Raw genomic sequence first — 25,121 nt, forward strand, 5'->3', positions numbered from 1 at the left:
AATCGCTTGACCTCCAGTCAAGTGGAGCTTGCACCTTGGAACACATGAGAGCCGTGTGGTTGAAAGAGTTCGGCGGGCCCGAAGTGCTCGTCGCGGGCGAGGCCCCGGATCCGGTCCCCGCCGCGGGGCAGGCCCTGATCGAGGTGGCGTTCGCCAACATCACGTTCGTCGAGACGCAGTTCCGTGCCGGCGGAGGCGGGCCGTTCCGCGCCGAACCGCCGATGATCCCCGGCAACGGCGTCGGCGGCGTGATCAGCGCGGTCGGGGACGGGGTCGACCTCGGGCTGGTCGGCAAACGCGTCGTGACCTCGACCGGCGGTTCCGGGGCGTACGCGGAACGGGTCGCGGTCGCCGCCGACGGTGTCTTCGAGGTGCCGGACGGCCTGGCCCTCGACGCCGCGGTGGCGATCCTCGCCGACGGCCGCACGGCGACCGCGCTGGTGACCGCCGCGCGTATCCGGCCCGGCGAGCGCGTGCTGGTGGAGGCCGCGGCGGGCGGCGTCGGCGGGCTGATCGTCCAGCTCGCCAGGGCCGCCGGCGCCGAGGTCGTCGGCGCGGCGGGTGGCGCGGCGAAGACCGAGCACGTCCGGGAGCACGGCGCGGACCTGGCGGTCGACTACCGCGAACCGGACTGGGCGGCGAAGGCGGGAGAGGTCGACGTCGTATTCGACGGGGTCGGCGGCGAGATCGGCCAGGCGTCGTTCGGGTTGCTGAGGCCGGGCGGCCGGATGCTGATCTACGGGCTGTCGAGTGGCTCGTGGACGGAGGTGTCCGAAGAGGACGCCGCCGCGCGCGGGGTCACGGTGATCCGGGGGCTCGGCGGGCCGGCCGAGATGCGGGCGTTCACCGAGTCGGCGCTCGCCGAAGCCGCCGCCGGACGGCTGGAACCCGTGATCGGCCAACGGTTCCCGCTCGAACGGGCCGCCGACGCGCACGCGGTCATGCAGTCGCGCGGCGCGATCGGCAAGACGGTGCTCGAGATCTGATGTTCGACGTCGACGAATTCCTCGCCGGTCCGCTCACGGCCAGGGTCGCCGCGGCGGGCCCGACCGTGCGCCCGGCCTGGTACCTCTGGGAGAAACAGGCCTTCTGGATCCTCACCGGACCGTGGGCGCGGCTGGCCGGCCTCGTCCGCGAGTCGCCGTCGATCGCGGTGACCGTCGACGTGTGCGACGTCGGCACCGGCCTGGTCCGGCAGGTGCTCGCGCGCGGGGAAGCGGAGGTGCTGCCGTTCGACGTTCCCCGTGGACGGCGGCTGTTGAGCCGGTATCTCGGTCAGGACGAACGCAAATGGGATCCGCGTTTTCGTTCTTACCTGCGCGATGATCCCGAGGTGAAAGGGACCGTGTGGGTCCGGATGGTGCCGAAGCGATTCGTCGCCGAAGACCTCGGGTATCGGGTATGACGAACGGCCGTGCAACCTGCGAAACGGTAAATGCAGCACGATCGAGTCAAGATGTTGATCTTACTGGCCGGTAAGCTGCCATTCTGTTCCGCATGACAAATCAGGACTGGCGACGGGAGCGGCGCGTCCGCACCGTCGACACCGAAGGCAATCCGGCAGATGTCATCGTGGGCCTGGTCGAAACCCCGGGAAACGGCTACGAAGCCGCACTGCGGGTCGACGGCGGCCCCGGTGTTCTTTTGCCGCTTTATCCCGGTGCCGATCTGCTCGCCGCGGTGCGGCAGACCATCGAGGACGGTTATCGCGCCAGCGCGCACTGAACCGTCGGATGTCAGGAAAGGGTCTTTCAAGACGTTCTTCGTCCTGAAAGACCCTTTCCTGACGTCTGGGCACGGTTTTGTCGAACTACAAAGTGTTCGTTTTCGAGCAGTTTGTAGTGGAATCAACTCCAGCGCAGGGAAACGAGTTGCGTGATCAGCGCCAGCCGGACATCGGGATCGTCGAGATCCAGCGGGACGAGGTCGAGCAGCCGCCGCATCCGGTATCGCAAGGTATTGGGATGGATCCGGAGTTCCTTCGCGGCCGCGCGCGGGTCTCCGGGATGCCGCAACCATTGATAGAGCGTGTCGACGTAGCCGCTCTCGTGGGCTTCGTCGTGCGCGCGCAGCAAGCCGAGCGGGCCGAGCTCCGCGACCCTCGCGGTACTGGCCGCCGTCGCCCCGCGGTGCAGCGAAAGAGCGGTCCAGGCCTCGTCGAAGACCACGACGCGACCAGGCACGAGCTTCGCGCGAAGCAGGCCAAGCGCCTCGTCGGCCTGAAGCCGTGACGTCGCGAGTTCGCCGATTTCGCAGGCCGACCCGGCGGCCGCCCGCGGTGTCCCGCCCTTCCTCGACGACGGCAGGGCTTCGAGCGCGGCCCGGAGTTCGTCCCAGCCGTCGCCGTCCGGGACGACCGCGTAGAGCACGCCCCCGAGTTCGGTGGCCACCGGCCGCCTGCCGACACCCTGCGAGATCCGTTCGAGGAGGGCGAGCCGCAGGCCCTCGTCGTCACGGCCGTCACCGCCGGCGACTTCGACGACCACGACGCGGTGCGGCTCCTCGGAGAGGTCGAGTTCCGCGATCGCCTTGCGCGGGCTGGCCTTCCCCTCCAGCACGGCGCGCAGGAGTTCGGCCGAGACCCGGCGTTGCGAATCGGTGTGCGCGCGGCGGCGCAGCAGGTGCAGGGCGACGACGGGCGCCGCGTCGGCGAAGGCGGCCGCGCGTTCGTCGGAGACCGGGCCCGCGACGACCGCCCACATGGATCCCAGCAGCTCGCCGCCCATCCGGATCGGCACGATGAGCCGGGGCAGGGTGCCGTCGCGCTGCGCGGGCACGAAGATCGTCTGCCGCCCGCGGGAAAGCTCGCGGAACACCCCTCGCGACCGGAACCGCGCGAGCACGTCGTCGGGGATGCGGCGGCCCATGATCGTGGACACGCGCGCCGAGTCGGTCAGGTCCTGCCGGGCCGAGTAGGCGAGCACCCGCGAGTTGGTGTCCTCGATGGTCACGGGCGCGTCGACCACCGAGGCGACGGCGTCCGCGAGCCGGAACAGGTCGCCGGAACCGGGGCCGCCGCCGTCCTCCAGCGCGTCCGACTCGTCGGCCAGCGCGTCGAGGACCGTTCTGAGCAGCCAGACGAGCTGCGCCCACGAAGTCGCCGAGCGCACCTCTATCAACGCGATGTCCGCCGATTTCGCCGCCCGTTTCACCGAGGGTTTCGCCGCGAGCGGTGGTTTCAGCAGGACGGCGGCGGCGCCTTTGGCCGCGCTGAGCCGGACGAGTTCCGCGGCGTCCGGCGTTTCGGTGATCGCGACACCGAGGACGAGATCCCCCGCGGCGAGGGTGTTGCCGGGTTCGGCGATGACGACGTCGCCGACGGCCGGGGACTCTTCGGGGACCTGGAGGGCGTGCAACAGCGTCGGCCCCACCCGGTCGACGACACTGCGCACGGAAACCATGGGGCGATTGTCCAGCAGGTGGGACCGCCGCACACGTCAGACCTCGCGTGGCGTCCGCGCCTCGATGTCTTCCGGCGTGAACCGCTCCCGTTTGGTCGTCAGCGCCCATCGGTGGCCGTCGGGGTCGGCGATCCGGCCGTAGCGCTCGCCGAAGAACATCTCCTCGACCGGCGCCTCCACCCGCGCGCCCGCGAACACCGCGCGCCGTACGAGGTCGTCGGGGTCGTCGGTCTCCAAGGTCAGGAGCATCGGCGTGCCGCCGAGGGTCGACGGCGCGAGGGCGTCCAGCTGCGGGATCTCCTGGCTCACCAGCAGCCGCGCGTCGCCGACGGCGAGTTCCACGAACAGCACGACACCGTTCGGCAGCACGTTGCGGAACAGCTCCACGGCGCCGAACGCCTTGGCGTAGAAGGAAAGCGACGCGTCGACGTCTTTGACGAACAGATGTGGCGTCAAGCCGAGCGCCCGGCTCACGCCGACTCCGCCCGCTTCAGTAGCCCGGCCTGACCGGCCACGGCGACGAGCCTGCTCAGGAACTCCGCCTCGCGGGCGGCGACGTCCCGGCCGGCGCGGGTCAGCCGGTAGTACCGGCGGCGCGAGTCGTGCGGCTGGTCCTCGCTCGCGTCCGGGGCCTCTTCGACCAGGCCGTCGGCGACGAGCCGGGCGAGCGTCCGGTACAGCGTGCCGGGACCGAGCTGGGCGGTACCTCCGCTCACCTCGTCGACGAAACCCATGATCGCGTAGCCGTGCGCGCGGCCTTTCGCGAGCGCCAGCAGGGTCTGGAACGCCGCGGGGGTGAGCTGCGGGTTGCCGTCGGCCATCCGGGAAGCATACACTCCGATCTCGTTATATCCATAATGGATACAAAGGAGTCGGTATGGCGATTCAGGGTGTGCACAAGATCGTCGTCGGGGTGCGGGACCAGGACCGGGCGAAGCGGTTCTGGTCCGAAGTCGTCGGGTTCGACATCACCACCGACGTGCCGTATGACGACGAAGGGAACCGGTGGGTCGAGGTCACTTCGGCCGATGGTGCGACGTCACTCGTTCTGAGTACCGCGCCGGAGGACCTCAAGCGGTTCGAGGTGCGTGATGAACTTCCGACGGGCAATTTCTTCTTCTACGCCGACGACGTCGAAAAGACGTACGAGGAGCTTTCGGCGAAGGGTGTCGACTTCCCCGCCCGGCCGGAGAAGCAGCCGTGGGGCTGGTGGGCGATGTTCACCGACTCGGAGGGCAACAGGTTCGCTCTTCAGGAAAAGAATCCCACCTCCTGAGAGCGGTTGGGTACTCCGTCCGGCGGAGCTAGCTTCGGTGACAACAGCCGAAACCCTTGAGCCGCTAGGAGAATCGCGATGAGCGCGGACGGATGGTCGTTCGAGACCAAGCAGATCCACGCGGGTGCGGCGCCGGACACCGCCACCGGCGCGCGGGCGACCCCGATCTACCAGACGACCTCGTACGTGTTCCGCGACAGCCAGCACGGCGCCGACCTCTTCAGCCTCGCCGAGCCCGGCAACATCTACACGCGGATCAACAATCCCACGCAGGACGTGCTGGAGCAGCGGCTCGCCGCGCTCGAAGGCGGCGTCGCGGCGCTGGCGTTCGCCTCCGGGAGCGCGGCGACGACGGCGGCCATCCTCAACCTCGCGAACGCCGGTGACCATTTCGTCTCCAGTCCTTCGCTGTACGGCGGCACCTACAACCTCTTCCACTACACACTGCCGAAGCTCGGCATCGAGGTCTCGTTCGTCGAGGACCAGGACGACATCGAGCAGTGGAAGGCGGCCGTCCGGCCCAACACCAAACTGTTCTTCGCCGAGACGCTGGCCAACCCGGGCAGCAACGTCCTCGACATCCGCGCGGTCGCCGACGCCGCGCACGAGTCCGGTGTCCCGCTGGTCGTGGACAACACCGTGCCGACCCCGTACCTCGTGCGCCCGATCGAGCACGGCGCCGACATCGTCGTCCACTCGGCGACCAAATACCTCGGCGGGCACGGCACCACGGTCGCCGGGGTGCTGGTCGACGGCGGCACCTTCGACTTCGGCAAGGACCCGGCGCGGTTCCCCGGGTTCACCGAGGCCGACCCGAGCTACCACGGCCTCAAGTACTGGGAGGCCCTCGGCCCGGGCGCGTTCGCCGCCAAGGCCCGCGTCCAGATCCTGCGCGACACCGGCGCCGCGATCGCGCCGTTGAACAGTTTCTTGATCCTGCAAGGTATCGAGACGCTTTCGCTGCGTCTGGAGCGGCACGTGTCCAACGCGCAGGCGCTGGCCGAATGGCTGGAACAGCGTGATGAGGTCGAGAAGGTGTATTACGCCGGGCTGCCGTCGAGCCCGTACCACGAGGCCGCGAAGAAGTATCTGCCGAAGGGGGCCGGCGCGGTGCTGTCGTTCGACCTGCGCGGCGGCGTCGAAGCCGGACGGGCCTTTGTGGACGGTACGGAACTGCACAGCCAGCTGGTCAACATCGGCGACGTGCGCAGCCTGATCGTGCACCCGGCCTCGACGACGCACAGCCAGCTCACGCCGGAGGAGCAGGCTTCCAGCGGTGTCACGCCGGGTCTCGTGCGCCTCGCCGTCGGGTTGGAAGGGATCGAGGACCTCAAGGCCGATCTCGAGGCCGGATTCCGGGCGGCCAAGGCCGCTCTGTGACCGGTGCGTGGCGAGAGGGAGAGCCGCCTGGGCGTCGCCGCTTCGCCGGCGGCGTCCAGGCGCTCGAAACCGGTGGGACGCTGCCGTTCACGCTCGCGTACGAGACGTGGGGAACGCTGAATCCCAGCGCCTCCAACGCGATCCTCGTCGAGCACGCGCTGACCGGGGACAGTCACGCCGTCGGCCCCGCGGAGGAAGGTCACGTCAGCCCCGGCTGGTGGGACGGGCTGATCGGGCCGGGCAAGGCGATCGACACCGACGCGTTCTTCGTGGTGGTCCCGAACGTACTCGGCGGCTGCCAGGGCTCGACCGGCCCGTCTTCACGGCATCCGGACGGAAGAGCTTGGGGTAGCAGGTTTCCCGCCGTGACCGTACGCGACCAGGTGGGCGCCGAAGCCGTTCTCGCCGACGCGCTGGGTATCGGCCGGTGGGCGGCGGTGGTCGGTGGGTCCATGGGCGGGATGCGCGCGCTGGAATGGGCGGTGAGCGAACCGGACCGGGTCGCGGCACTGCTCGTGCTCGCGTCGACGGCGCAGGCGTCGGCCGACCAGATCGCCTGGGCCGCGCCGCAACTGCACGCCATCCGCGCCGATCCGGGCTGGCACGGTGGCGACTACTACGACGTCCCCGGTGGCGGCCCGGACGCCGGTCTCGGCATCGCGCGCCGTATCGCGCACGCGACCTATCGCAGCGAAGCCGAACTGGCACAACGCTTCGGGCGTCGCCACCAAGACGGTGAAGACCCCCTGCGCGGCGGGCGGTTCGCCGTCGAGTCCTATTTGGACCATCACGCCGGGAAGCTGTCCCGCCGGTTCGACGCCGGCAGCTACGTGGTGCTCACCGAATCGATGAACACGCACGACATCGGCCGCGGGCGAGGCGGGGTCGCGAAAGCGCTCGGCCGGATCACCGCGCGCACCGTCGCGGCCGGGGTGGACAGCGACCGGCTGTACCCGCTGTACCAGTCGCAGGCCATCGCGGACGGGATCGACGGGGCGGAGTTCGCCGTCATCAGCTCACCGTACGGGCACGACTCGTTCCTGATCGAGACCGAGCAGATCGCGCGGCTGGTGAAGCTACTGCTGGGGTAGCCCTGGGGTTGCTGCTGCCCGCGGTGCTGAGGCGCCGTTGTCTTCCTGCGCTCGGTGTTCCCAATGTCGCATTAGAGACGCTCAGCGTCTCTAATGCGACATTGGGAACCTGGATGGCTCCCGATGCGCCGCGTGCGACCGCTAGTCCGCCACCGCGTCCGAGATCCAGGGCGCCACCGGCAGGTCCCGGTCCAGGCATTCCGCCGACAGCCGGATCGTCCAGCGCAGCGCCTGCAGCACCAGGCTGTCGACCTCGTCCGGCGCGGCGTTCGCGAGCGCGATCTCGACCTGTTCCTGCGCGGCCTCGCTGTTGCCGTGCACCTCGGCCAGCAGCGTGCGCACGGCCGTCCGCACGGGCGGGTCCGCCTGGTCGATCGAGACCTCTTCACCGTCCTCGTCGAACACCTGGACCTTGACCGGCGCGCTGCCGCCGTCACCGAGGGTCGACACCATGGCGCTGCACTCACCGAAGAGCATCATCACGAGCTCTTTGGTCTCTTCGGAGCGGGCTTGGGGCTCGACAGCGGTCGGCGTGAGCTCGTCGAGCGCCTCGGCGTCCTCCCCGAGGCTGATCGCCACGAGCGCGCGCTGCGCCTTTTCGACGAGCCTCCGCTCGTACTCGCTCCTGTCCGGCTCCACGTGCCTATCAAACACCAGAGGACGGAAAAGTGGGGATAGGCCGAAACCCGGACGTGGTCACTTGGCGGCGTGCAGTGCACCCAGCGCGAGGCGGCAGAGCATTTCGGCCAGTTCGCTGTCACCGAGATGGCGGTTGTACGGCGTCGAGTTGATCAACCCGAAGACCGCGTGCGCCGCCGATCGCGCCTGGCGTTCGCCGATCCCGGGGACGGCGTCGCTGATCGCGCGCACCCAGACCTCGACGTACTGCCGCTGCAGGGCGCGGACCTGCTTGCGGTCACTGTCGGTGAGATTGGCGAGGTTGCGCTCCTGGACGGTGATCAACGCGGGATGCGCGAGCGCGAAGTCCACGTGAAAATTCACCAGTGCTTCGAGAACCTCGCCCGGCTCGTCCCGCTGGCTCGCCCTCGCCGTCCCGCCGTCGAGCAGATAGCGGCTGATGGAGTTCAACATTTCGCCGAGGATGGCGTCCTTGCTGCGGAAATGCCGGTACAGCGCCGGGCCGGAGATGCCGACGGCCGCGCCGATGTCGTCGATGCCGACGCCGTGGAAACCGTGGTGGGCGAAGAGCTCGGCGGCGGCGGCCATGATCTGTTCACGCCTGTTCGCCTTCTCGCCGTTCACGAGTGGGGTGGGGTTCGCCGGCATCTGGCCATATTAAGGCCGCGTGTTAGCGAGCGCTAACACGCGGCCGTACTTCCAGCCTGGGCCAAGCGGGTTACCTGGGGAAATGACCCTTTTGCGTGTGGCTACCACCTGGTAATGCTGTGTCTCGTTAACTTGTCACGAAGGAGTGACCATGGCCGTCCCTGCTCGGATCAAAGCTCTTTCCTTCACTCGTTTAGGTGCGGCACTGGGGGTCGCTGTCCTCGCCACCTTCGGTCTCGCGGGCACCGCCCAAGCGGCGACCGACTACGTGGCGCTCGGCGACTCGTACTCGTCCGGCGTCGGTGCCGGCAGCTACGGGAACTCGGGCGACTGCATGCGCAGTGCCAACGCCTATCCCCAGCTGTGGGCCAACGCCCACGCCGGGACCACCTTCAAGTTCGTCGCGTGCTCGGGGGCGCGCACCGGCGACGTTCTCAACCAGATCGCGAACGTCACCTCCAGCACCACGCTGGTGACGGTCTCGGTCGGCGGCAACGACGCCGGGTTCGCCGACGTCATGACCACCTGCACCACCGGTAGCGACCAGACCTGCGTCAATCGAGTCAACACCGCGAAGACCTACGTGAACAACACGCTTCCGGGGTTGCTGGACAACGTCTACGGCAAGATCAAGGCGAAGGCGCCCGGCGCGAAGCTGGTCGTTCTCGGTTATCCGCGCTTCTACACGGTGCCGGGTTCGTGCTCGGTCGGGCTGAGCGACACCAAGCGCACCGCGATCAACTCGGGCTCCGACACGCTGGCGTCGGTGCTCTCGGCCCGTGCGTCCGCGCACGGCGCGAAGTTCGTCGACGTGCGGGGTGCCTTCACCGGGCACAACATCTGCTCGTCGGCCAGTGACTATCTGCACAGCCTCACCTGGCCGATCGTGAACTCGTACCACCCGACGGTCGCCGGTCAGCGGGGCGGCTACTACGCCCCGCTGGTCTCCGCGATCGGCTGATTTCCCGTAGCGAGGGCTGAAAGGGCCCTTCACCGCATGTCATGCGGTGAAGGGCCCTTTCGTCGCATGTCACGCGGGTATGGCGTCCTTCAGCCCCGGCCTGGTGGACAGAGCGGGTTAGTGGGCGTTAACCTACGAGAGCAAGTTAACGACGGCTAACTTGGCGACGAGGAGCCATGGACACACCCGTACTGAGCACTTCGGCCGATCCGGGCAGCGACGAGTACGCCCGCAGCGTCACCTCCCACGCCGAGCTGGTCGAAGACCTGCGCAAGCGGCTCGCCGCCGCCCGGCTCGGGGGCCCGGAGAAATCCCGCACCCGCCACGTCGAGCGAGGCAAGCTCCTGCCACGCGACCGGGTCGACACCCTCCTCGACCCGGGTTCGCCGTTCCTGGAGCTGTCCCCGCTGGCCGCCACCGGACTGTACGACGACGAGGCCCCCTCGGCCGGGATCATCACCGGGATCGGGCGGGTCTCCGGCCGCGAATGCGTGATCGTCGCCAACGACGCGACGGTCAAGGGCGGCACCTACTACCCGATGACGGTCAAGAAGCACCTGCGCGCGCAAGAGGTCGCGCTGCACAACAACCTGCCGTGCGTCTACCTGGTGGACTCCGGCGGCGCGTTCCTGCCGCGGCAGGACGAGGTCTTCCCGGATCGTGAGCACTTCGGCCGGATCTTCTACAACCAGGCGACGATGTCCGCGCGCGGTATCCCGCAGATCGCCGCGGTGCTCGGTTCGTGCACGGCCGGCGGCGCGTACGTCCCGGCGATGAGCGACGAAGCGGTCATCGTGCGGAACCAGGGCACTATCTTCCTCGGCGGCCCGCCGCTGGTGAAGGCCGCGACGGGCGAGGTCGTCACGGCCGAGGAACTCGGCGGCGGCGACGTCCATTCGCGTCAGTCCGGCGTCACCGATCATCTGGCCGAGGACGACGCCGACGCGTTGCGCATCGTTCGCTCGATCGTGTCGACTTTGGGCCCGCGGACGCCGCGTCCTTGGGACGTCCTCCCGACGGAGGCACCGGTCGCCGACCCGAACGAGTTGTACGGTGTCGTCCCGACCGACCCGCGTGTGCCCTACGACGTCCGCGAGGTCATCGCCCGGATCGTCGACGGCAGCCGGTTCGGCGAGTTCAAGAAGGAGTACGGCTCGACGCTGGTCACCGGGTTCGCCCGGATCCACGGCCATCCGGTCGGCATCATCGCGAACAACGGCGTGCTGTTCGCCGAGTCCGCGATGAAGGGCGCGCACTTCATCGAACTGTGCGACAAACGCTCGATCCCGCTGCTGTTCCTCCAGAACATCACCGGTTTCATGGTCGGCAAGGCCTACGAGGCGGGCGGCATCGCCAAACACGGCGCGAAGATGGTCACCGCGGTGGCCTGCGCGCGCGTGCCGAAGCTGACCGTCGTCATCGGCGGCTCGTTCGGTGCGGGCAACTATTCGATGTGCGGCCGCGCGTACTCGCCCCGGTTCCTGTGGATGTGGCCGAACGCGCGGATCTCGGTGATGGGTGGCGAGCAGGCGGCGTCGGTGCTTTCGACGGTCCGCCGCGACGCCATCGAAGCTCGCGGCGGCGAATGGTCCACAGAGGACGAAGAGGCCTTCAAGGATCCGATTCGCGACCAGTACGAGGCGCAGGGGAGCCCGTACTACTCGACGGCGCGGCTGTGGGACGACGGAGTGATCGATCCGGCGGACACCCGCACGGTGCTCGGTCTCGCGCTGTCCGCGACGGCCAACGCGCCTTTGTCCGATGTCAACTACGGCGTCTTCAGGATGTGAGCATGTTCGACACGGTTCTGGTCGCCAACCGCGGGGAGATCGCGGTCCGCGTGATCCGCTCGCTGCAGGGGCTGGGCATCCGTTCGGTCGCGGTGTACAGCGATGCGGACGCCGACGCCCGGCACGTCCGGGAGGCGCACACCGCCGTCCGTATCGGCCCGGCCGAAGCGGCGAAGAGCTACCTGTCCATTCCGGCGATCGTCCAGGCGGCGGTCGACACGGGCGCGCAGGCGGTCCACCCCGGTTACGGCTTCCTCGCGGAGAACGCGGAATTCGCGCGAGCCTGCGCCGACGCCGGTCTGGTCTTCATCGGCCCGCCGGTCGAGGCCATCGACGCCATGGGCGACAAGATCCGCGCCAAGGCGACGGTGTCCAAGGCCGGTGTCCCGGTGGTGCCGGGTGCGTCCGATGTGGACATCCCCGAAGGTGGTTTCGCGGCCGCCGCGGAGAAGGTCGGGTTCCCGCTGCTGCTCAAGCCGTCCGCCGGTGGTGGCGGAAAGGGTATGCGGCTGGTCACCGAACTGTCCGAATTGGACGCTGCCGTCGAGTCCGCGCGCCGTGAAGCCAAGGGCTCGTTCGGCGACGACACCCTGCTCATGGAGCGGTTCGTCACCACGCCGCGCCATATCGAGATCCAGGTGCTCGCCGACACCCACGGCAACGTGATCCACCTCGGCGAGCGCGAGTGCAGTCTTCAGCGGCGGCACCAGAAGATCATCGAAGAGGCGCCGTCCGTGCTCCTCGACGAAGCGACGCGCGCGAAGATGGGTGCGTCCGCGGTCGAGGCCGCGCGCTCGGTGGGTTACGTCGGCGCGGGGACGGTCGAGTTCATCGTGTCGGCCACCGCGCCCGACGAGTTCTTCTTCATGGAGATGAACACCCGACTCCAGGTCGAGCATCCGGTGACCGAACTCGTCACCGGGCTGGATCTCGTGGAGTGGCAGGTCAAGATCGCCGCGGGTGACGTGCTCACCGTGTCACAGGACGACGTCCGGCTGGACGGCCACGCCGTCGAAGCCCGCGTCTACGCCGAAGATCCCGCTCGCGGTTTCATCCCGACGGGTGGCACCGTGCTCGCGGTCCACGAGCCGTCGGGCGAAGGCGTGCGCGTCGACTCGTGGATGAGCGAGGGCGCGGTCATCGGCTCGAACTACGACCCGATGCTGGCCAAGGTCATCGCCTGGGGCCCGGACCGCGCGGCCGCGTTGCACCGGCTCGATCTGGCGCTCGCGGACACCGCGCTGCTCGGCGTCGGCACCAACGTCGCCTTCCTGCGCGGGCTGCTCGCCGACGGCGACGTCCGCGACGGCAAGCTCGACACCGGCCTCGTCGATCGGCGACTGTCCACTTTGGTCTCCGAGGAGGTGCCGCCGGAGTTCTTCGTGGCGGCGGCGCTCGACCGGCTGCTTTCCCTGCAACCACAGGGAACCGTCATCGATCCGTGGGACGTGCCGGACGGCTGGCGGCTCGGCGGGTCCGGCGGCATCGACTTCGCGCTGAAGTCGGGAAGTTCCGAAGTCGCCGTGCGGGTGCAGGGCACGCCGGCGAACGCGCTCGTGAGTGTCGACGGCGCCGAGCCGGCCCGGGTTTCCGCGCGGCGCGACGGTGATCTGCTGGAAGTCCGGCATCCCACCGGTTTCCACCGCTACCGGCACGCGGCCGGAAGCGGGAGGACGGTGTGGCTCGCGCGGGACGGCCACAGCTTCGCGATCGGCGAGCGCGAGCGGCTGCGCTCGGCGGCCGGTGCCGCGGGTGGCGCCGGACCGGTGACCAGCCCGATGCCCGGAACCGTGCTGGTGGTCAAGGCCGCCGCCGGTGACGTGGTGAGCGCCGGGACGCCGCTCGTGGTCGTCGAGGCGATGAAGATGGAGCACACGATCACCGCGCCGATCGACGGCGTGGTCAGCGAACTCCCCGTCCGGGCGGGCCAACAGGTCGCGCTGGACGAGACGGTAGCCGTGGTGACACCCCAAAAGGATGAGCAATGATCGACTTTCGGCTGGATGACGAGTACGAGGCGCTGCGCAAGACGGTCGAGGAATTCGCGCGTTCCGAGGTCGCCCCGGTCATCGGCGACCTCTACGAGCGGGAGGAATTCCCGTACGAGATCGTCGCGAAGATGGCCGAGATGGGTCTGTTCGGCCTGCCCTTTCCCGAGGAGTGCGGCGGCATGGGCGGCGACTATTTCGCGCTCTGCCTGACGCTGGAGGAACTGGCGCGCGTCGATTCCTCGGTCGCGATCACCGTCGAGGCCGGTGTTTCCCTCGGAGCCATGCCGATCTACCGGTTCGGCACCGAGGAGCAGAAGCAGAAGTGGCTTCCGGAGCTGTGCGCCGGCACCGCGCTCGGCGCCTTCGGGCTCACTGAACCCGGCGGCGGCTCGGACGCCGGCGCCACCCGCACGCGCGCGAAACTCGACGGCGACACCTGGGTGATCAACGGCAGCAAGTCGTTCATCACCAACTCCGGCACCGACATCACGAAACTGGTCACGGTCACCGCCGTCACCGATGTGAAGGAGAACGGGCGCAAGGAGATCTCGGCGATCATCGTCCCGTCCGGCACCCCGGGCTTCGCCGTCGCGCCGAAGTACTCCAAGGTCGGCTGGAACTGCTCGGACACGCATGAACTGTCGTTCGACGACGTCCGTGTCCCGGCCGAGAACCTGGTCGGCGAACGCGGCCGCGGTTACGCCCAGTTCCTGTCCATTTTGGACGAAGGCCGGGTCGCGATCGCCGCGCTGAGCGTCGGGCTCGCGCAGGGCTGTGTCGACGAATGCCTGCGGTACGTCAAGGAACGTGAGGCGTTCGGGCACAAGATCGGCGAGTACCAGGCGATCCAGTTCAAGATCGCCGACATGGAGGTGCGCACGCACACCGCACGGCTGGCGTACTACGCGGCGGCGTCGAAGATGCTGCGCGGCGAGCCGTTCAAGAAGGAGGCGTCGATCGCGAAGCTCGTCGCGTCGAACGCCGCCATGGACAACTCGCGCGACGCCACGCAGATCTTCGGCGGGTACGGCTTCATGAACGAGTTCCCGGTGAGCCGGTTCTACCGGGACGCGAAGATCCTGGAGATCGGGGAGGGGACCTCGGAGGTGCAGCGGATGCTGATCGCGCGGCACCTGGGCGTCGCCTGACACGTGTCTCGCGTAACTGGAGGCGTAACTCGCGTGATTGAAGCCGTACCGGCTCTGATCACGCGAGTTACGACTTTGAGCACGCGAGTTACGACTTGACGCACGTGATCGGCGTGAGCTTGAAAGAGCTGGACGAGATCGCTGCGCAGGCGATCAGGGACGCTGGCGCGAAACCGTCGTCCACGGCATCCCGTCGGAGTACGGCGACCTGGTCAGCATCGACGCCGGCGCCTGCAACGACGGCTGGCACGGCGACGCGGGGATCACCGGGTACGGCCTTCTCGCGCACCATGGCGGCCACGGCATCGGCCGAAGCATGCACGAGGACCCGCATCTGCCGAACGAGGGCAAGCCGGGGCTGGTGCCGGCGATCGAGCCGATGTTCGTCGCCGACGGCCGCGACGGCTACCGGATCGAGGACGACGGCTAGACGGTGCGCGGCACCAAGGCCGCCCACGTCGAGCACACCGTCGCGATCACCACAGAAGGTCCGCGCGTCCTCACGATGTTGTAGAACGGAAGAATGAGCGATTTCATCATCCGCCAGGGTGGTTCTGGGGACTTCCCAACGTTGCTGGACATGTTCGACGAGGTCGTCGCGTGGCTGGCCTCGCGCGGCAGCGAGGGGCAGTGGGGGAGCGAGCCGTGGTCCACGATCCCGAAACGGGTCGAGCGGGTCCGCGGGATGGCCGACGGGCCCGGGCTCTACATCGCCGAGATCGACGGCCAGGCGGCCGGGGCGATCATCCTCGGTGACCGGTTCCCGCATGTCTCGCCGGTCGACGAACCGGAGATCTACATCGGCTTGCTGCTGACCTCGCGCCGGTTCACCGGCCACCGCGTCGGCTCGCGGCTCATCGAGTTCGCGCTGGCCGAGGCGCGGGAACGCGGCATCGGCCTGGTGCGGGTCGATTGCTGGGCCGGCGGCGACGGCGACCTGCAGCGCTACTACGAGAGCCAGGGCTTCAAGCCGACGGAGCGCTTCGACGTCAAGGGCTGGATCGGGCAGGTGTTCGAGCAGCGACCGTAGGACTGGCGTCCTCACGGCTTCCGGTGCACCATAGTTGACACAACGCCAACAGTGCCCCGGACAGTGCAGTCGCAGAGGAGCCCAGCATGGCCAAGCGTGAACGTTCCCTGGCAGGCAAGGTCGTCGTGATCACCGGAGCGGCGCAGGGCATCGGGGCCAGTACCGCGACGGCGCTGTCCCGGCTCGGCGCCAAGGTGGTCATCGGCGACCTGGACCAGGTCCTCGCCGAGAAGACCGCCGCCGAACTGGGCGCGGAGGCGCTGCCGCTCGACGTCACCGACACGAAGGGCTTCACCGAGTTCCTCGACGAGGTCGAGCGGCGCGTCGGCCCGATCGACGTACTGATCAACAACGCGGGCATCATGCCGCTCGCGCCGCTCGACGAAGAGGACGACGCGGCGACCCGCAGGCTGCTCGAGATCAACCTCCACGCGGTCATCCACGGCACCAGGGAAGCCGTGAAGCGGATGCGCCCGCGTGGCACCGGCCACATCGTCAACATCGCCTCGATGGCGGGAAAGGCCGGTTTCCCCGGCGCCGCCACCTACTGCGCCACGAAACACGCTGTCGTCGGCCTGTCGGAATCGGTGCACCTGGAATTGCACGGGACGGGCGTGCTGGTGTCCTGCGTGATGCCCGCGGTGGTGCGCACGGAACTGGCCAGCGGGCTCGGCGAGGCGAAGTTCTTCAAATCGGTGCAGCCGGAAGATGTGGCGCAGGCCATTGTCGATGCGTTACGCCGTCCCAAGTTCGACGTCTTCGTGCCCGCGTCACTGGACGCCATGGGCAGGATCACACGGCTGCTTCCGCGTCGCTTCGGCGAAGGTCTGCTCCGCGCACTCGGCGGCGACAAGATTCTGTCCTCCGCAACGCATTCCAGTGCTCGCGCGGAGTACGAATCGCGGGCCGCGCGGAGTGCTCCAGCGGCGGAAAAGGGCACCGATTCTTAACTCGTACGGCCTAGCCACTGTCCGAAATGGACCGGCTGTGACGGCCGGGGTGTTGAGTCGTGCGCTCCCAGGCGGCAAGATTACGTCTTACCGCGTTGATTCCCCAGGAGGCACACCATGGCCACACCCCCGGCACGGCTCGCCGCCGCCGCGTCGAACGTCGTCGGGAAGGTGCTGCACGGTGGGGTCGCCGATCTTCGCCCGGTGCCGCGTGTCCTGATCGACCAGGGCCCGAATCGTTCGCTGTACCGGCTGACGAACGGCAAGGCCCCCGCGTCGGGCCCGCCGGTGCTGCTCGTGCCGCCGCTGGCCGCGCCCGCTCTGTGCTTCGACCTGCGCCGCGGGTGCAGCCTCGCCGAGCACCTGGTCGACGGCGGCCGCAACACGTACCTGGTCGACTACGGGAACGTCGCCTTCTCCGACCGGCGCCTCGGCATCGAGCACTGGATCGAAGAGGTGCTCCCGCGCGCGATCCGCAAGGTCAGCGAGGACGCGGGTGGCCAGGGCGTGCACGTCGTCGCGTGGTGCCTCGGCGGGATCTTCTCCCTGCTGACCACCGCCGACCAGCCCGATCTGCCGATCGAGTCGATCGCGACCATCGCGTCACCGTTCGACTTCACCGCGATCCCGCTGATCGCCCCGTTCCGCCCGCTGGTGGACCTCACCGGCGGCCACCTGCTGACCCCGTTCTACCGGGCGCTCGGCGGCGCACCGTCCTATTTGGTCAGCCGCGTCTTCCGGGCGACCGGGATCAGCAAGGAGATCACCAAACCCCTTGCCATCCTGAAGAATCTCGACGACCGGGACTACCTGGCGCAGATCGAGGCCGTCGACCACTTCATGGACAACATGATCGCCTACCCCGGGCGGACGTTCGGCCAGATCTACCACCGGTTCTTCCGCGCCAACGACCTCGCCGAGGGCACGGTCGACCTCAACGGCCGCATCATCGCGCTGTCCGGGATCAAGGTGCCGACCCTGGTCATCGCCGGGCAGAACGACACGATCGCCCCGCGCGCGGCCGTCGAACGGCTCACCGAACTGCTGGACAACTCGCCGTCGGTGACCTTCGAGACCGCGCCCGGCGGGCACCTGGGCGTGCTGACCGGCCGGAAGGCGCGCGGGACCACCTGGCGTTACCTCGACCGTTTTCTCGACGAACAGGCCGCCTGAGTCTCGTCGTCGCGCTGGGTCATGGCGCTGCGCAAGGACTGGCGTGCCGAGATCAGGTCCACCATTTCGGTGATCTGACGCCAGGCGTCGGCGATCTCGGCGGTCGCGCGATCGCGTTGCAGGACGATCGTGGACAACACCAGTGCCGTCAGCCCGACAGTGGCGTCGAAGGCCTGTACGTGCAGCATCCGCGCGGCCAGCTCGCTGGAACCGTAGGGGCCGAGTTCGCGTACCGCGGCGACGATCGTGAAGGTGCAGACGCACAAGGAACACAGCAGCGCCCCGGCCTGCCGGAAGCGCAGCGCCGCCCAGACGAGCACCGGGAAGACCAGGAACAGCTTCGACGTCGTCGTGGACGCGAGGATCGCCGTGCCGATGGCGAAGAGCGCGAGAGCCGCCGCCTCGCCCCAGCGAATGAGCGACACCTGCTTGGGCAGGCGGAACCTCGGCGCCAGGAGCAGCAGAGGTGTGATCGTCAGGACGCCCATCGCGTCGCCGGTCCACCACACGAGTGCGGTCGTCCAGAAGTCCCCGGGGCCCAGCGCGCCATCGAGGACCAGCACTCCGGTGCCCAGCGCCGCGCTGACGGCCGTGCCCCCGATGGCCCCGACCACCACGAGGAGGACGGCGTCGGGAAGCCGGTCGAGCCGATTGCGGCCACCCAGCCCCCGCATCACCGCGTAGGCCAGCAGCGAGCCGATCGTGTTGCCCGCGGAGATCACCAAGACCATGCCGAGGGAGGGGCCGAGGGCGACGTTCGTCAGAAGAGCGCCGAGGAAGATCCCCGGCCAGAACCGCGGCCCCAGGAGCATCGGCACCGCCAGCGCGACACCGGCAGCGGGCCACAGCGGCGAGATCTGTTCTCGCACGATCGCCCACTGGATCCCGATCCGGCCCGCCGCGAAGTAGCAGACGGTGACGCCGAGGACGATGAGGCACCAGCGCGCGGCAGGGGAAAGCGGTCTCATCGCGACTCCGGCCTTCGCTGGCTGGGGAAGCTAAGAGAGTACCCCGCTCGGTCACCCACGAAGGGCTCGTGAGTGGTGAGGACGGTTAGAACCGTCCTCACCACTCACGAGCGCCACGAACTACTTGAGCTCCGCCGACGTCTTGCCCAGGATCCGGCGCGCCACGATCAGCTGCTGGATCTGTTGCGTGCCTTCGAAGATGTCCAGGATCTTCGCGTCCCGGCTCCACTTCTCCAGCAGCGATTCCTCGGTGTAGCCCAAGGTCCCGGCCAGCTCGACGCATTTCAGCGTGATCTCGACGACCGATCGGCCCGCCTTCGCCTTGGCCATCGAGGCCTGCAGCGAGTTCGGCTTGCGGTTGTCGGCCATCCACGCCGATTCCATGGTCAGCAGGTACGCCGCTTCGTAGTCGGCCTCCAGCTGCAGGAACGTGGCGGCCGCCGCGTGCTGGCTGTGGACGGGCTTGTCGTAGTCGATGGTCACCCCGGCGTCGGTGAGGATCTTCCGGGTCTCTTCCAGCGCCGCGCGGGCGACCCCGATGGCCATGGCGGCAACGAGCGGGCGGGTGTTGTCGAAGGTCTGCATGACCCCGGCGAAACCCTTGGCGGTGTCGATCTCCGGCGTGCCGAGGAGGTTTTCCTTGGGCACGCGCACGTTCTCGAAACGCAGCACGGCGGTGTCGGAGGCGCGGATGCCGAGCTTGTGCTCGACGCGCACCACCTCGAAGCCGGGCGTGCCCTTCTCGACGACGAACGACTTGATCGCCGCGCGGCCCTTCGTCTTGTCCAGAGTGGCCCAGACGACGACGGCGTCGGCGCGCTCGCCGGCGGTCACGAAGATCTTCTCGCCGTTGATCACGTACTCGTCGCCGTCCAGCCGCGCGGTCGCGGTGATCGCGGCGGAGTCCGAGCCACAGTCCGGCTCGGTGATCGCCATCGCGGCCCACAGCCCGGAGAACTTCTTGAGCTGTTCGTCGGTGGCGACCGAGCCGATGGCGGCGTTGCCGAGCCCCTGGCGCGGCATGGACAGCAGCAGACCGACGTCGCCCCAGCACATCTCGATCGTGCCGAGCACGATGTTGAGGTTGGAACCGTTGCGGTTGCCCGGTTTCTCGTTCTTTTCGGACCGGCGGACGCCCGCCGCGCCGGCGCCGCCCTCGCCGGACGAGTTCAGCCCGTCCAGCAACGCGGCGAACATGTCGAGTTCGGCCGGATAGGTGTGTTCGGCGCGGTCGTACTTGCGCGAGATCGGCCGGAACACCTCGGCCGCGGCCTGGTACGCCTGGTTGATCAGGGTGCCGGCCTTCTTCGGAACCTCAAGGTTGATCATGATTGCCTTTCGAAAGTCCTAGAGAAGGACGGCGCCTTCCATCACGCCGATCGCACGGAGGTCTCGGTACCAGCGTTCGACGGGGTGTTCCTTGACGAACCCGTGCCCGCCCAGCAGCTGTACTCCGGCGCTGCCGATCTGCATTCCCTTGTCGGCGGCCAGTTTCCGGGCCAGCGCGACCTCGCGGGCGTACGGCTTGCCCTGTTCGGCGCGGGAAGCGGCGCGGAGCGTGACCAGCCGCAGCCCTTCCAGCTCGATGGCGATGTCGGCCACCGAGAACGCGACGGCCTGCCGGTGGCTCACCGGTTCCCCGAACGCCTTGCGCTCGTTGACATACGGCACCACGTAGTCGAGCACGGCCTTCGCGGTACCGGCGGCCAGCGCGGCCCAGCCGAGGCGCGAGAGCCGGACGACCTCGGTGAAGACTTCGGTCTTGCCGCCGCCGAGCAGCGCCCCGGCCGGAAGGGCGACCTTCTCCAAGTGCAGCTTTCCGGTCGCCGCACCCCGCAGGCCCATCGCCGGTTCGGACTCGATGGTGACGCCGGAATTCGACGACTCGACGAGAAACAGTGCCGGACTGGTGCCTGCCGGCCCTTCGAGGTCGGCCGACACGATGAACAGCTCGGCGTCGGCGGCCCTCGGGACCAGCGACTTCACGCCGTCGAGCTGGTAGCCCTTCGGCGTGCGGCGGGCCTTGGTCGCGGGCTTGAACGGGTCGAACAGCGCGGTGCGCTCCTGCAGCGCGAGCGCCGCGGCCGGGACGTTCTCGCCGACGAACGCGGGCAGGTAGTCCGCCTGCTGCTGCTCGTCGCCGTAGGACACCAGCGCGGTGCTGACCGCGGACGGCGCGAGCACCGCGACCGCGAGACCCAGGTCGCCGTGCGCGAGGGCCTCGGCGACCAGCGCGTTCGTGACGACCGACCGTTCGGTGCCGACACCGCCCAGTTCCTCCGGGATGCCGACGAGCGTGATGCCGAGTTCGGCGGCACGGCTCAACAGGCCCTCGGGCGCCTGAAGCTTCGCGTCGGCGTCGGCCGCTGCGGGCCGCAGCTGTTCGGCCGCGAATTCCGTCACGGTCTCGACGATGAGCTGCTGGTCCTCACTCGGGGTGAGATCGAACAGCCCGGTGTCCTCGGCAGGCGCGAGCCGCGCGGGCTTGCCGAGCTTCTGGGCGGATTTGAACGTCCGTCCCGCCGCGCCCGCGACCCGGAAGCCGTTGCGCGTCCCGGCACTGACCAGGTTCTGCACGGGCTTCCGAAGTCCGGCCCGTTCAATGACCTTGCTCCCGGCCAGCCGGGTGAGCGCGGACAGGCCAAGGCCCATCGCGTCTCGTTTCCTAGGCGCACCCACGGTGAGTCTCCCTGCCTCGCTTACCTACTCGTGAGTAGGTTAACTCGCCTTGGGCCGATGCGCCACTACGGGGGCGGCGAACGTCACGCCGGTGAGTGATCCGGGAGGCCGGGCAGGCCAGGATTACTCACAAGCCACCAGCTTTTCGAAGCCAGGGTCCCTCGAAGTTCCCTTCACCTTTCCGGAACGCACGCGGCTAAGGCTCTTCGGTTACCAGAGGTCGCTTCGCCAGTCCCGCCCGCTCGATGGCCACGAGGCCCACCGCCGCCAGCGCGACGATGCCGACGAGCACGATCGCCGGCACCAGCTCCAGCAGCGGAGTCGCGGCCAGCAGGGCCACCGCGAGCACCAGCCGCCGCACGTTCCACGAGCCCAGGTTCCGCCGCCGCAGCCCGCTCAACGCGATCAGGTACAGCGCGAGCCCGCCGGTGAGCGCCCAGATCGGGGTCCCGTGGAGGCCGTCGGCGAGGCTGTGGTGCTCGGTGTCGGACACGTACAGCAGCGACTTCTTCAATCCCAGCGCCACGAGCACGATCCCGGCGATGAGAGGGAGGTGCAGGAAGGTGTACGTGTCCGTCCCGATCCGCACCCGCTCCACGCCCTCCGCGCGCTTCAGGTTGTGCTCGGACACGTGCGCGACGACGGCGAAGTACATCCACCACATCGACGACGCGAGCGCGAGCCCGAAGACGGCGGCCAGCGTGATCGGCCAGGACATCGGGTAAGAGCTGATCCCGATGCCGATCGCCACGATCGATTCCCCGAGCGCGATGATCACGATCAGCCCGAATCGCTCGGCGAAGTGGCCGGGCTGGTGCAGCCGCCAGTCCGACGACCGGGTCCGGAAGACGTTGAGGTAGTCGGCGAGCAGCGCGACGGCCCAGATGCCGAGCTGCACCCAGCCGGAGAAGAACGCGGCGGTGGTCAGCAGCGCGACGCTCGGCAGCAGGCCGACGAACATCTTCAGGACGGTCTTGCGCAGCTCGGGGTCGGTTCGCGCGGCGCCGAAATACGCGGTCAAGTGCAGCAGGCGGACAAGGAAGTAGCAGCCGACGAACATCAGCGGCGCGTACAGGCCGCCGGGCAGGTCGGTGAACGCCTCCGGGATGGTCAGCGAGACCAGGAACATCGTCCCCATCGCGGCGAACATCGCCAGCTGGGCGATCCCCCGGTCGACGTGCAGGGTGTTGGCCAGCCAGGCGTAGGCGCACCAGCACCACCACAGCACGGCGATCATCGCGACGCCCTGCCCGATGCCGAGCGGGGTGAGGTGATCGGCCATCAGCTGCGTGGTCTGGGTGATGGCGTAGACGAAGACCAGGTCGAAGAAGAGCTCCAGCGTGGTGACCTTGTGGTCTTCTTCCCGGGTCACCAGATGCAGGCCGCGTTTCGTGGGCACGCGCATATCGTGCCCGTCGCGTCTTTGCGGGACACGGGAGTTTGCTAAGAGCTGACTTTCAGGACGGCGTGCGTCAGCGCGGTCAGCTCGGCCTCGAAGTTCGGGCGGCCGTTGACGCGCCGGGTGCGCGCGAGGTCGTTCGCGATGGTCAGCGCCGCGTGCACGGTGATCTTCACTTCGCGCAGGCTCAGTTCCGGATGGACTTCGGAAGTCAGCGCGATCCAGCGCGCGACGTAGTCCCGCTGGACCCGGATCAGGTCCGCCTTGTCGCGTTCCGGCAGTTCCATGGGGCTGCCGGAGAACGACACCAGCAGTTCGGGCGTGTGCAGCAAGGTGTGCACATAGGACGCCGCGAGCCTGCGGAGTGCGTCGCGTTCGTCGCCGGTCCGCAACGCGCGTTCCGCGGCGAGCGCCAGCCGGTCGGCCGCGCGATGCCCGATCGCCACCATCAGCGCGGCCTTGCTGGGGAAGTGCCGGTACACGCTGGGCCCGGCGATCCCGGCGGCCGCGCCGATCTCCTCCATGCTCACCGAACGGAAGCCGCGTCGCCCGAACAGCTCGGTCGCGGCGGCGAGGAGCTGCTCGCGGCGGGACGGCTCGCCGAGCGCCATCGACGGTGTCTCTTCCGCCGGCTCCGAGGGCTCGGGCAGTGTGACATGCAGCACCGACTCCGCCAGCTGTACCAGGATCTGCGCGAAGCGTTTCTTCGCCACGGACGTGTGATGCACGGAGACGCTGCCGAACACGCTCAGCCCCGCCCAGCACAGCAGCTCGGCGTCGTCGGGAGTCAGTTCGGGACGCAACGCGAGCAGCGCCTTCGACCACGCTTCGAGCACCGCGCCCGACCGGCGGCGGATCTCACGCCGCTCCTCCCGGGGCAGATGCCTGCCCTCCCAGCGCCACAGCGCGGCGACCTCACGCCGCTCCACCGCCTGCGCGGCGAGGGTGCCCAAGAGGGCGTTGACCTGGGCGGGGACGGGGAGACCGTCGGCGAGCGTCTCGGTGGTGGCCGCCTCCATGTCGTCGATGCCGGAGAGCACGACGTAGGACAGCACCGCCTGCTTGTCAGAGAAATGCCGGTACAGCGCGGGCCCGGTGATCCCGGCCGCGGCGGCGATGTCGTTGATGCCGACGCCGTGGAACCCGCGGGCGCGAAACAGCTCCGCGGCGAGGCCTGCCAGCTGGGCCTTGCGGTCGCGCGGTCGGGTCGAACGCTCGGTCGGGTGATCCATAGGTGAACCCACGATAGCGCCGGTTGCGTGCATCGCAACCCATTGACACCATGGGGTTATCGCGGTTTATGTTAATCGGCATTAGCATGGCTACCGGCCGGTACGTTTCACCCTGATACAGCGCCGTACGCGGAGGAGTTTTTCTGTGAGTAGCGAGGCCTACATCTACGAGGCGATCCGTACGCCTCGCGGCAAGAACAAGGGCGGTGCCCTCCACGGCACCAAGCCGGTCGATCTCGTGGTCGGCCTCATCGAGGAACTGAAGGTCCGGCACCCGAACCTCGACCCCGCCGTGATCGACGACATCGTCCTCGGCGTGGTGTCGCCGGTCGGTGAGCAGGGCGCCGTGATCGCGCGCACCGCCGCGCTGAACGCGGGCCTGCCGCAGTCGGTCGCCGGCGTACAGCTGAACCGCTTCTGCGCCTCCGGCCTCGAAGCCACCAACACCGCCGCCCAGAAGGTGCGTTCCGGCTGGGACCAGCTGATCATCGCCGGCGGTGTCGAGTCGATGTCGCGCGTGCCGATGGGCTCCGACGGTGGCGCGCTGTTCATGGACCCGGCCACCGCGTACGACAACTACATCGTCCCGCAGGGCACCGGCGCCGACCTGATCGCGACCATCGAGGGCTTCTCCCGCGAGGACGTCGACGCGTGGGCCGTGCGCTCGCAGGAAAGGGCCGAAGCGGCCTGGTCCGGCGGCTACTTCGCGAAGTCCGTCGTCCCGGTGAAGGACATCAACGGCGTCACGATCCTCGACCACGACGAGCACCGTCGCCCGGGCAGCACCGTCGAGGGCCTCGGCAAGCTCAAGCCCGCCTTCGCCGGCATCGGCGAGCTGGGCGGCTTCGACGCCGTCGCGCTCCAGAAGTACCACTCGGTGGAGAAGATCGACCACGTCCACACCGGCGGCAACTCGTCCGGCATCGTCGACGGCGCCGCGGTGGTGCTGGTCGGCAACGAGCAGATCGGCAAGGACTTCGGCCTGACCCCGCGCGCCCGCATCGTGGCGACCGCGACCGTCGGCTCCGAGCCCACGATCATGCTCACCGGCCCGACCCCGGCCACCGAGAAGGTCCTCAAGATCGCCGGTCTCACCCCGGACGACATCGACCTGTGGGAGCTGAACGAGGCCTTCGCCTCGGTCGTCCTCAAGTGGATCAAGGACCTGCACCTCGACGAGGAGAAGGTCAACGTCAACGGCGGCGCCATCGCGATGGGGCACCCGCTGGGAGCCACCGGCGCGATGCTGGTCGGCACCGTCGTCGACGAGCTGGAGCGTCGCCAGGCGCGCCGCGCCCTGGTCACCCTGTGCATCGGCGGCGGCATGGGCGTCGCGACCATCATCGAGCGGGTCTGAGGAAGAGA

The 25,121-nt window shown here is 68.7% G+C and carries 24 protein-coding genes and 1 pseudogene; 15 read left to right on the top strand and 10 right to left on the bottom strand.

The window, feature by feature from the left end:
* Window positions 1–44 precede the first annotated feature (44 nt).
* The 3 genes from BLW75_RS31460 (at window position 45) to BLW75_RS31470 (ending at window position 1,725) form a co-directional block, all read left to right on the top strand.
* On the top strand, window positions 45–986 hold the full coding sequence (locus tag BLW75_RS31460; protein ID WP_091598678.1) for a zinc-binding dehydrogenase: 942 nt from the start codon (window positions 45–47) through the stop codon (window positions 984–986).
* Window positions 986–1,405: a pyridoxamine 5'-phosphate oxidase family protein gene (locus BLW75_RS31465; RefSeq protein ID WP_034309243.1), complete on the top strand. Its 420-nt coding sequence runs from the start codon at window positions 986–988 to the stop codon at window positions 1,403–1,405. The genes BLW75_RS31460 and BLW75_RS31465 overlap by 1 nt, the downstream gene beginning before the upstream one ends.
* 92 nt (window positions 1,406–1,497) lie before the next feature.
* Entirely contained in the window at window positions 1,498–1,725 is a 228-nt protein-coding gene (locus BLW75_RS31470) for a hypothetical protein (RefSeq protein WP_034309241.1), read from the top strand.
* A 122-nt stretch (window positions 1,726–1,847) separates the two neighbouring features.
* Here the strand turns inward: BLW75_RS31470 and BLW75_RS31475 are convergent, their stop codons facing one another.
* The 3 genes from BLW75_RS31475 to BLW75_RS31485 are packed head-to-tail and all read right to left on the bottom strand — an operon-like array spanning window position 1,848 to window position 4,222.
* A complete protein-coding gene (locus BLW75_RS31475) occupies window positions 1,848–3,401 on the bottom strand; it encodes a helix-turn-helix domain-containing protein (protein WP_034309238.1) in 1,554 nt (517 codons plus the stop codon).
* Between the two features lie 36 nt (window positions 3,402–3,437).
* Complete coding sequence (locus BLW75_RS31480; protein ID WP_034309236.1) at window positions 3,438–3,875, bottom strand: VOC family protein; 438 nt, start codon at window positions 3,873–3,875, stop codon at window positions 3,438–3,440.
* Entirely contained in the window at window positions 3,872–4,222 is a 351-nt protein-coding gene (locus BLW75_RS31485) for a PadR family transcriptional regulator (protein WP_034309234.1), read from the bottom strand. The genes BLW75_RS31480 and BLW75_RS31485 overlap by 4 nt, the downstream gene beginning before the upstream one ends.
* A 56-nt stretch (window positions 4,223–4,278) precedes the next feature.
* Here BLW75_RS31485 and BLW75_RS31490 point away from each other — a divergent pair, with 56 nt between their 5' ends.
* The 3 genes from BLW75_RS31490 to metX all read left to right on the top strand — a co-directional run bounded on the left by BLW75_RS31490 (window position 4,279) and on the right by metX (window position 7,148).
* Window positions 4,279–4,677: a VOC family protein gene (locus BLW75_RS31490; RefSeq protein WP_034309232.1), complete on the top strand. Its 399-nt coding sequence runs from the start codon at window positions 4,279–4,281 to the stop codon at window positions 4,675–4,677.
* Window positions 4,678–4,755: 78 nt separating this feature from the next.
* Entirely contained in the window at window positions 4,756–6,057 is a 1,302-nt protein-coding gene (locus BLW75_RS31495) for a bifunctional o-acetylhomoserine/o-acetylserine sulfhydrylase (RefSeq protein ID WP_034309229.1), read from the top strand.
* On the top strand, window positions 6,054–7,148 hold the full coding sequence (gene metX, locus BLW75_RS31500; protein WP_034309227.1) for a homoserine O-acetyltransferase MetX: 1,095 nt from the start codon (window positions 6,054–6,056) through the stop codon (window positions 7,146–7,148). Before BLW75_RS31495 ends, metX begins: the two co-directional genes overlap by 4 nt.
* A 141-nt stretch (window positions 7,149–7,289) precedes the next feature.
* Here the strand turns inward: metX and BLW75_RS31505 are convergent, their stop codons facing one another.
* The gene (locus tag BLW75_RS31505) at window positions 7,290–7,787 is read right to left on the bottom strand and encodes a hypothetical protein (protein WP_034309225.1); all 498 of its coding nucleotides are present in this window, start codon (window positions 7,785–7,787) and stop codon (window positions 7,290–7,292) included.
* Window positions 7,788–7,844: 57 nt separating this feature from the next.
* Entirely contained in the window at window positions 7,845–8,435 is a 591-nt protein-coding gene (locus BLW75_RS31510; RefSeq protein ID WP_034309221.1) for an SACE_7040 family transcriptional regulator, read from the bottom strand.
* 151 nt (window positions 8,436–8,586) lie between these two features.
* On the opposite strand from BLW75_RS31510, the gene BLW75_RS31515 reads away from it, so the two are divergent.
* The 8 genes and pseudogenes from BLW75_RS31515 (at window position 8,587) to BLW75_RS31550 (ending at window position 17,478) form a co-directional block, all read left to right on the top strand.
* Complete coding sequence (locus BLW75_RS31515) at window positions 8,587–9,396, top strand: SGNH/GDSL hydrolase family protein (protein WP_091598684.1); 810 nt, start codon at window positions 8,587–8,589, stop codon at window positions 9,394–9,396.
* Window positions 9,397–9,572: 176 nt separating this feature from the next.
* Window positions 9,573–11,186, top strand: a complete 1,614-nt coding sequence (locus tag BLW75_RS31520) for a carboxyl transferase domain-containing protein (protein ID WP_034309219.1) — start codon at window positions 9,573–9,575, stop codon at window positions 11,184–11,186.
* Between the two features lie 2 nt (window positions 11,187–11,188).
* Window positions 11,189–13,174 (top strand): acetyl/propionyl/methylcrotonyl-CoA carboxylase subunit alpha, encoded by a 1,986-nt coding sequence (locus tag BLW75_RS31525; RefSeq protein ID WP_034309216.1) that lies wholly within the window; start codon window positions 11,189–11,191, stop codon window positions 13,172–13,174.
* Window positions 13,171–14,325, top strand: coding sequence for an acyl-CoA dehydrogenase family protein (locus BLW75_RS31530; protein ID WP_034309213.1), 1,155 nt, complete (start codon window positions 13,171–13,173; stop codon window positions 14,323–14,325). The genes BLW75_RS31525 and BLW75_RS31530 overlap by 4 nt, the downstream gene beginning before the upstream one ends.
* 107 nt (window positions 14,326–14,432) lie before the next feature.
* A pseudogene (locus BLW75_RS31535) lies at window positions 14,433–14,839 on the top strand (M24 family metallopeptidase); the annotation flags it as partial.
* Between the two features lie 9 nt (window positions 14,840–14,848).
* Complete coding sequence (locus BLW75_RS31540) at window positions 14,849–15,355, top strand: GNAT family N-acetyltransferase (protein ID WP_034309210.1); 507 nt, start codon at window positions 14,849–14,851, stop codon at window positions 15,353–15,355.
* Window positions 15,356–15,441: 86 nt separating this feature from the next.
* Window positions 15,442–16,305, top strand: a complete 864-nt coding sequence (locus BLW75_RS31545) for an SDR family oxidoreductase (RefSeq protein ID WP_034309207.1) — start codon at window positions 15,442–15,444, stop codon at window positions 16,303–16,305.
* A 117-nt stretch (window positions 16,306–16,422) separates the two neighbouring features.
* On the top strand, window positions 16,423–17,478 hold the full coding sequence (locus BLW75_RS31550; protein WP_034309206.1) for an alpha/beta fold hydrolase: 1,056 nt from the start codon (window positions 16,423–16,425) through the stop codon (window positions 17,476–17,478).
* Here the strand turns inward: BLW75_RS31550 and BLW75_RS31555 are convergent.
* From BLW75_RS31555 to BLW75_RS31575, 5 genes are all read right to left on the bottom strand, one after another.
* Entirely contained in the window at window positions 17,442–18,446 is a 1,005-nt protein-coding gene (locus BLW75_RS31555; protein ID WP_034309204.1) for an MASE1 domain-containing protein, read from the bottom strand. The two genes, BLW75_RS31550 and BLW75_RS31555, sit on opposite strands and share 37 nt — an antisense overlap.
* A 120-nt stretch (window positions 18,447–18,566) precedes the next feature.
* A complete protein-coding gene (locus BLW75_RS31560) occupies window positions 18,567–19,775 on the bottom strand; it encodes an acyl-CoA dehydrogenase family protein (RefSeq protein WP_007033833.1) in 1,209 nt (402 codons plus the stop codon).
* Between the two features lie 18 nt (window positions 19,776–19,793).
* Entirely contained in the window at window positions 19,794–21,098 is a 1,305-nt protein-coding gene (locus tag BLW75_RS31565; protein ID WP_034309199.1) for an acyl-CoA dehydrogenase family protein, read from the bottom strand.
* 223 nt (window positions 21,099–21,321) lie between these two features.
* Window positions 21,322–22,530: a low temperature requirement protein A gene (locus BLW75_RS31570; RefSeq protein ID WP_091598687.1), complete on the bottom strand. Its 1,209-nt coding sequence runs from the start codon at window positions 22,528–22,530 to the stop codon at window positions 21,322–21,324.
* A 38-nt stretch (window positions 22,531–22,568) separates the two neighbouring features.
* Window positions 22,569–23,756 (bottom strand): TetR/AcrR family transcriptional regulator, encoded by a 1,188-nt coding sequence (locus BLW75_RS31575; RefSeq protein ID WP_034309192.1) that lies wholly within the window; start codon window positions 23,754–23,756, stop codon window positions 22,569–22,571.
* 145 nt (window positions 23,757–23,901) lie between these two features.
* Here BLW75_RS31575 and BLW75_RS31580 point away from each other — a divergent pair, with 145 nt between their 5' ends.
* Window positions 23,902–25,113 carry an acetyl-CoA C-acetyltransferase gene (locus tag BLW75_RS31580; RefSeq protein ID WP_034309190.1) on the top strand — a complete coding sequence of 404 codons (1,212 nt, stop codon included), beginning with the start codon at window positions 23,902–23,904 and terminating at the stop codon, window positions 25,111–25,113.
* Window positions 25,114–25,121: the final 8 nt, after the last annotated feature.

Origin of the sequence: Amycolatopsis lurida, from assembly GCF_900105055.1 — a bacterium.
Taxonomy (GTDB): Bacteria; Actinomycetota; Actinomycetes; order Mycobacteriales; family Pseudonocardiaceae; genus Amycolatopsis; species Amycolatopsis lurida.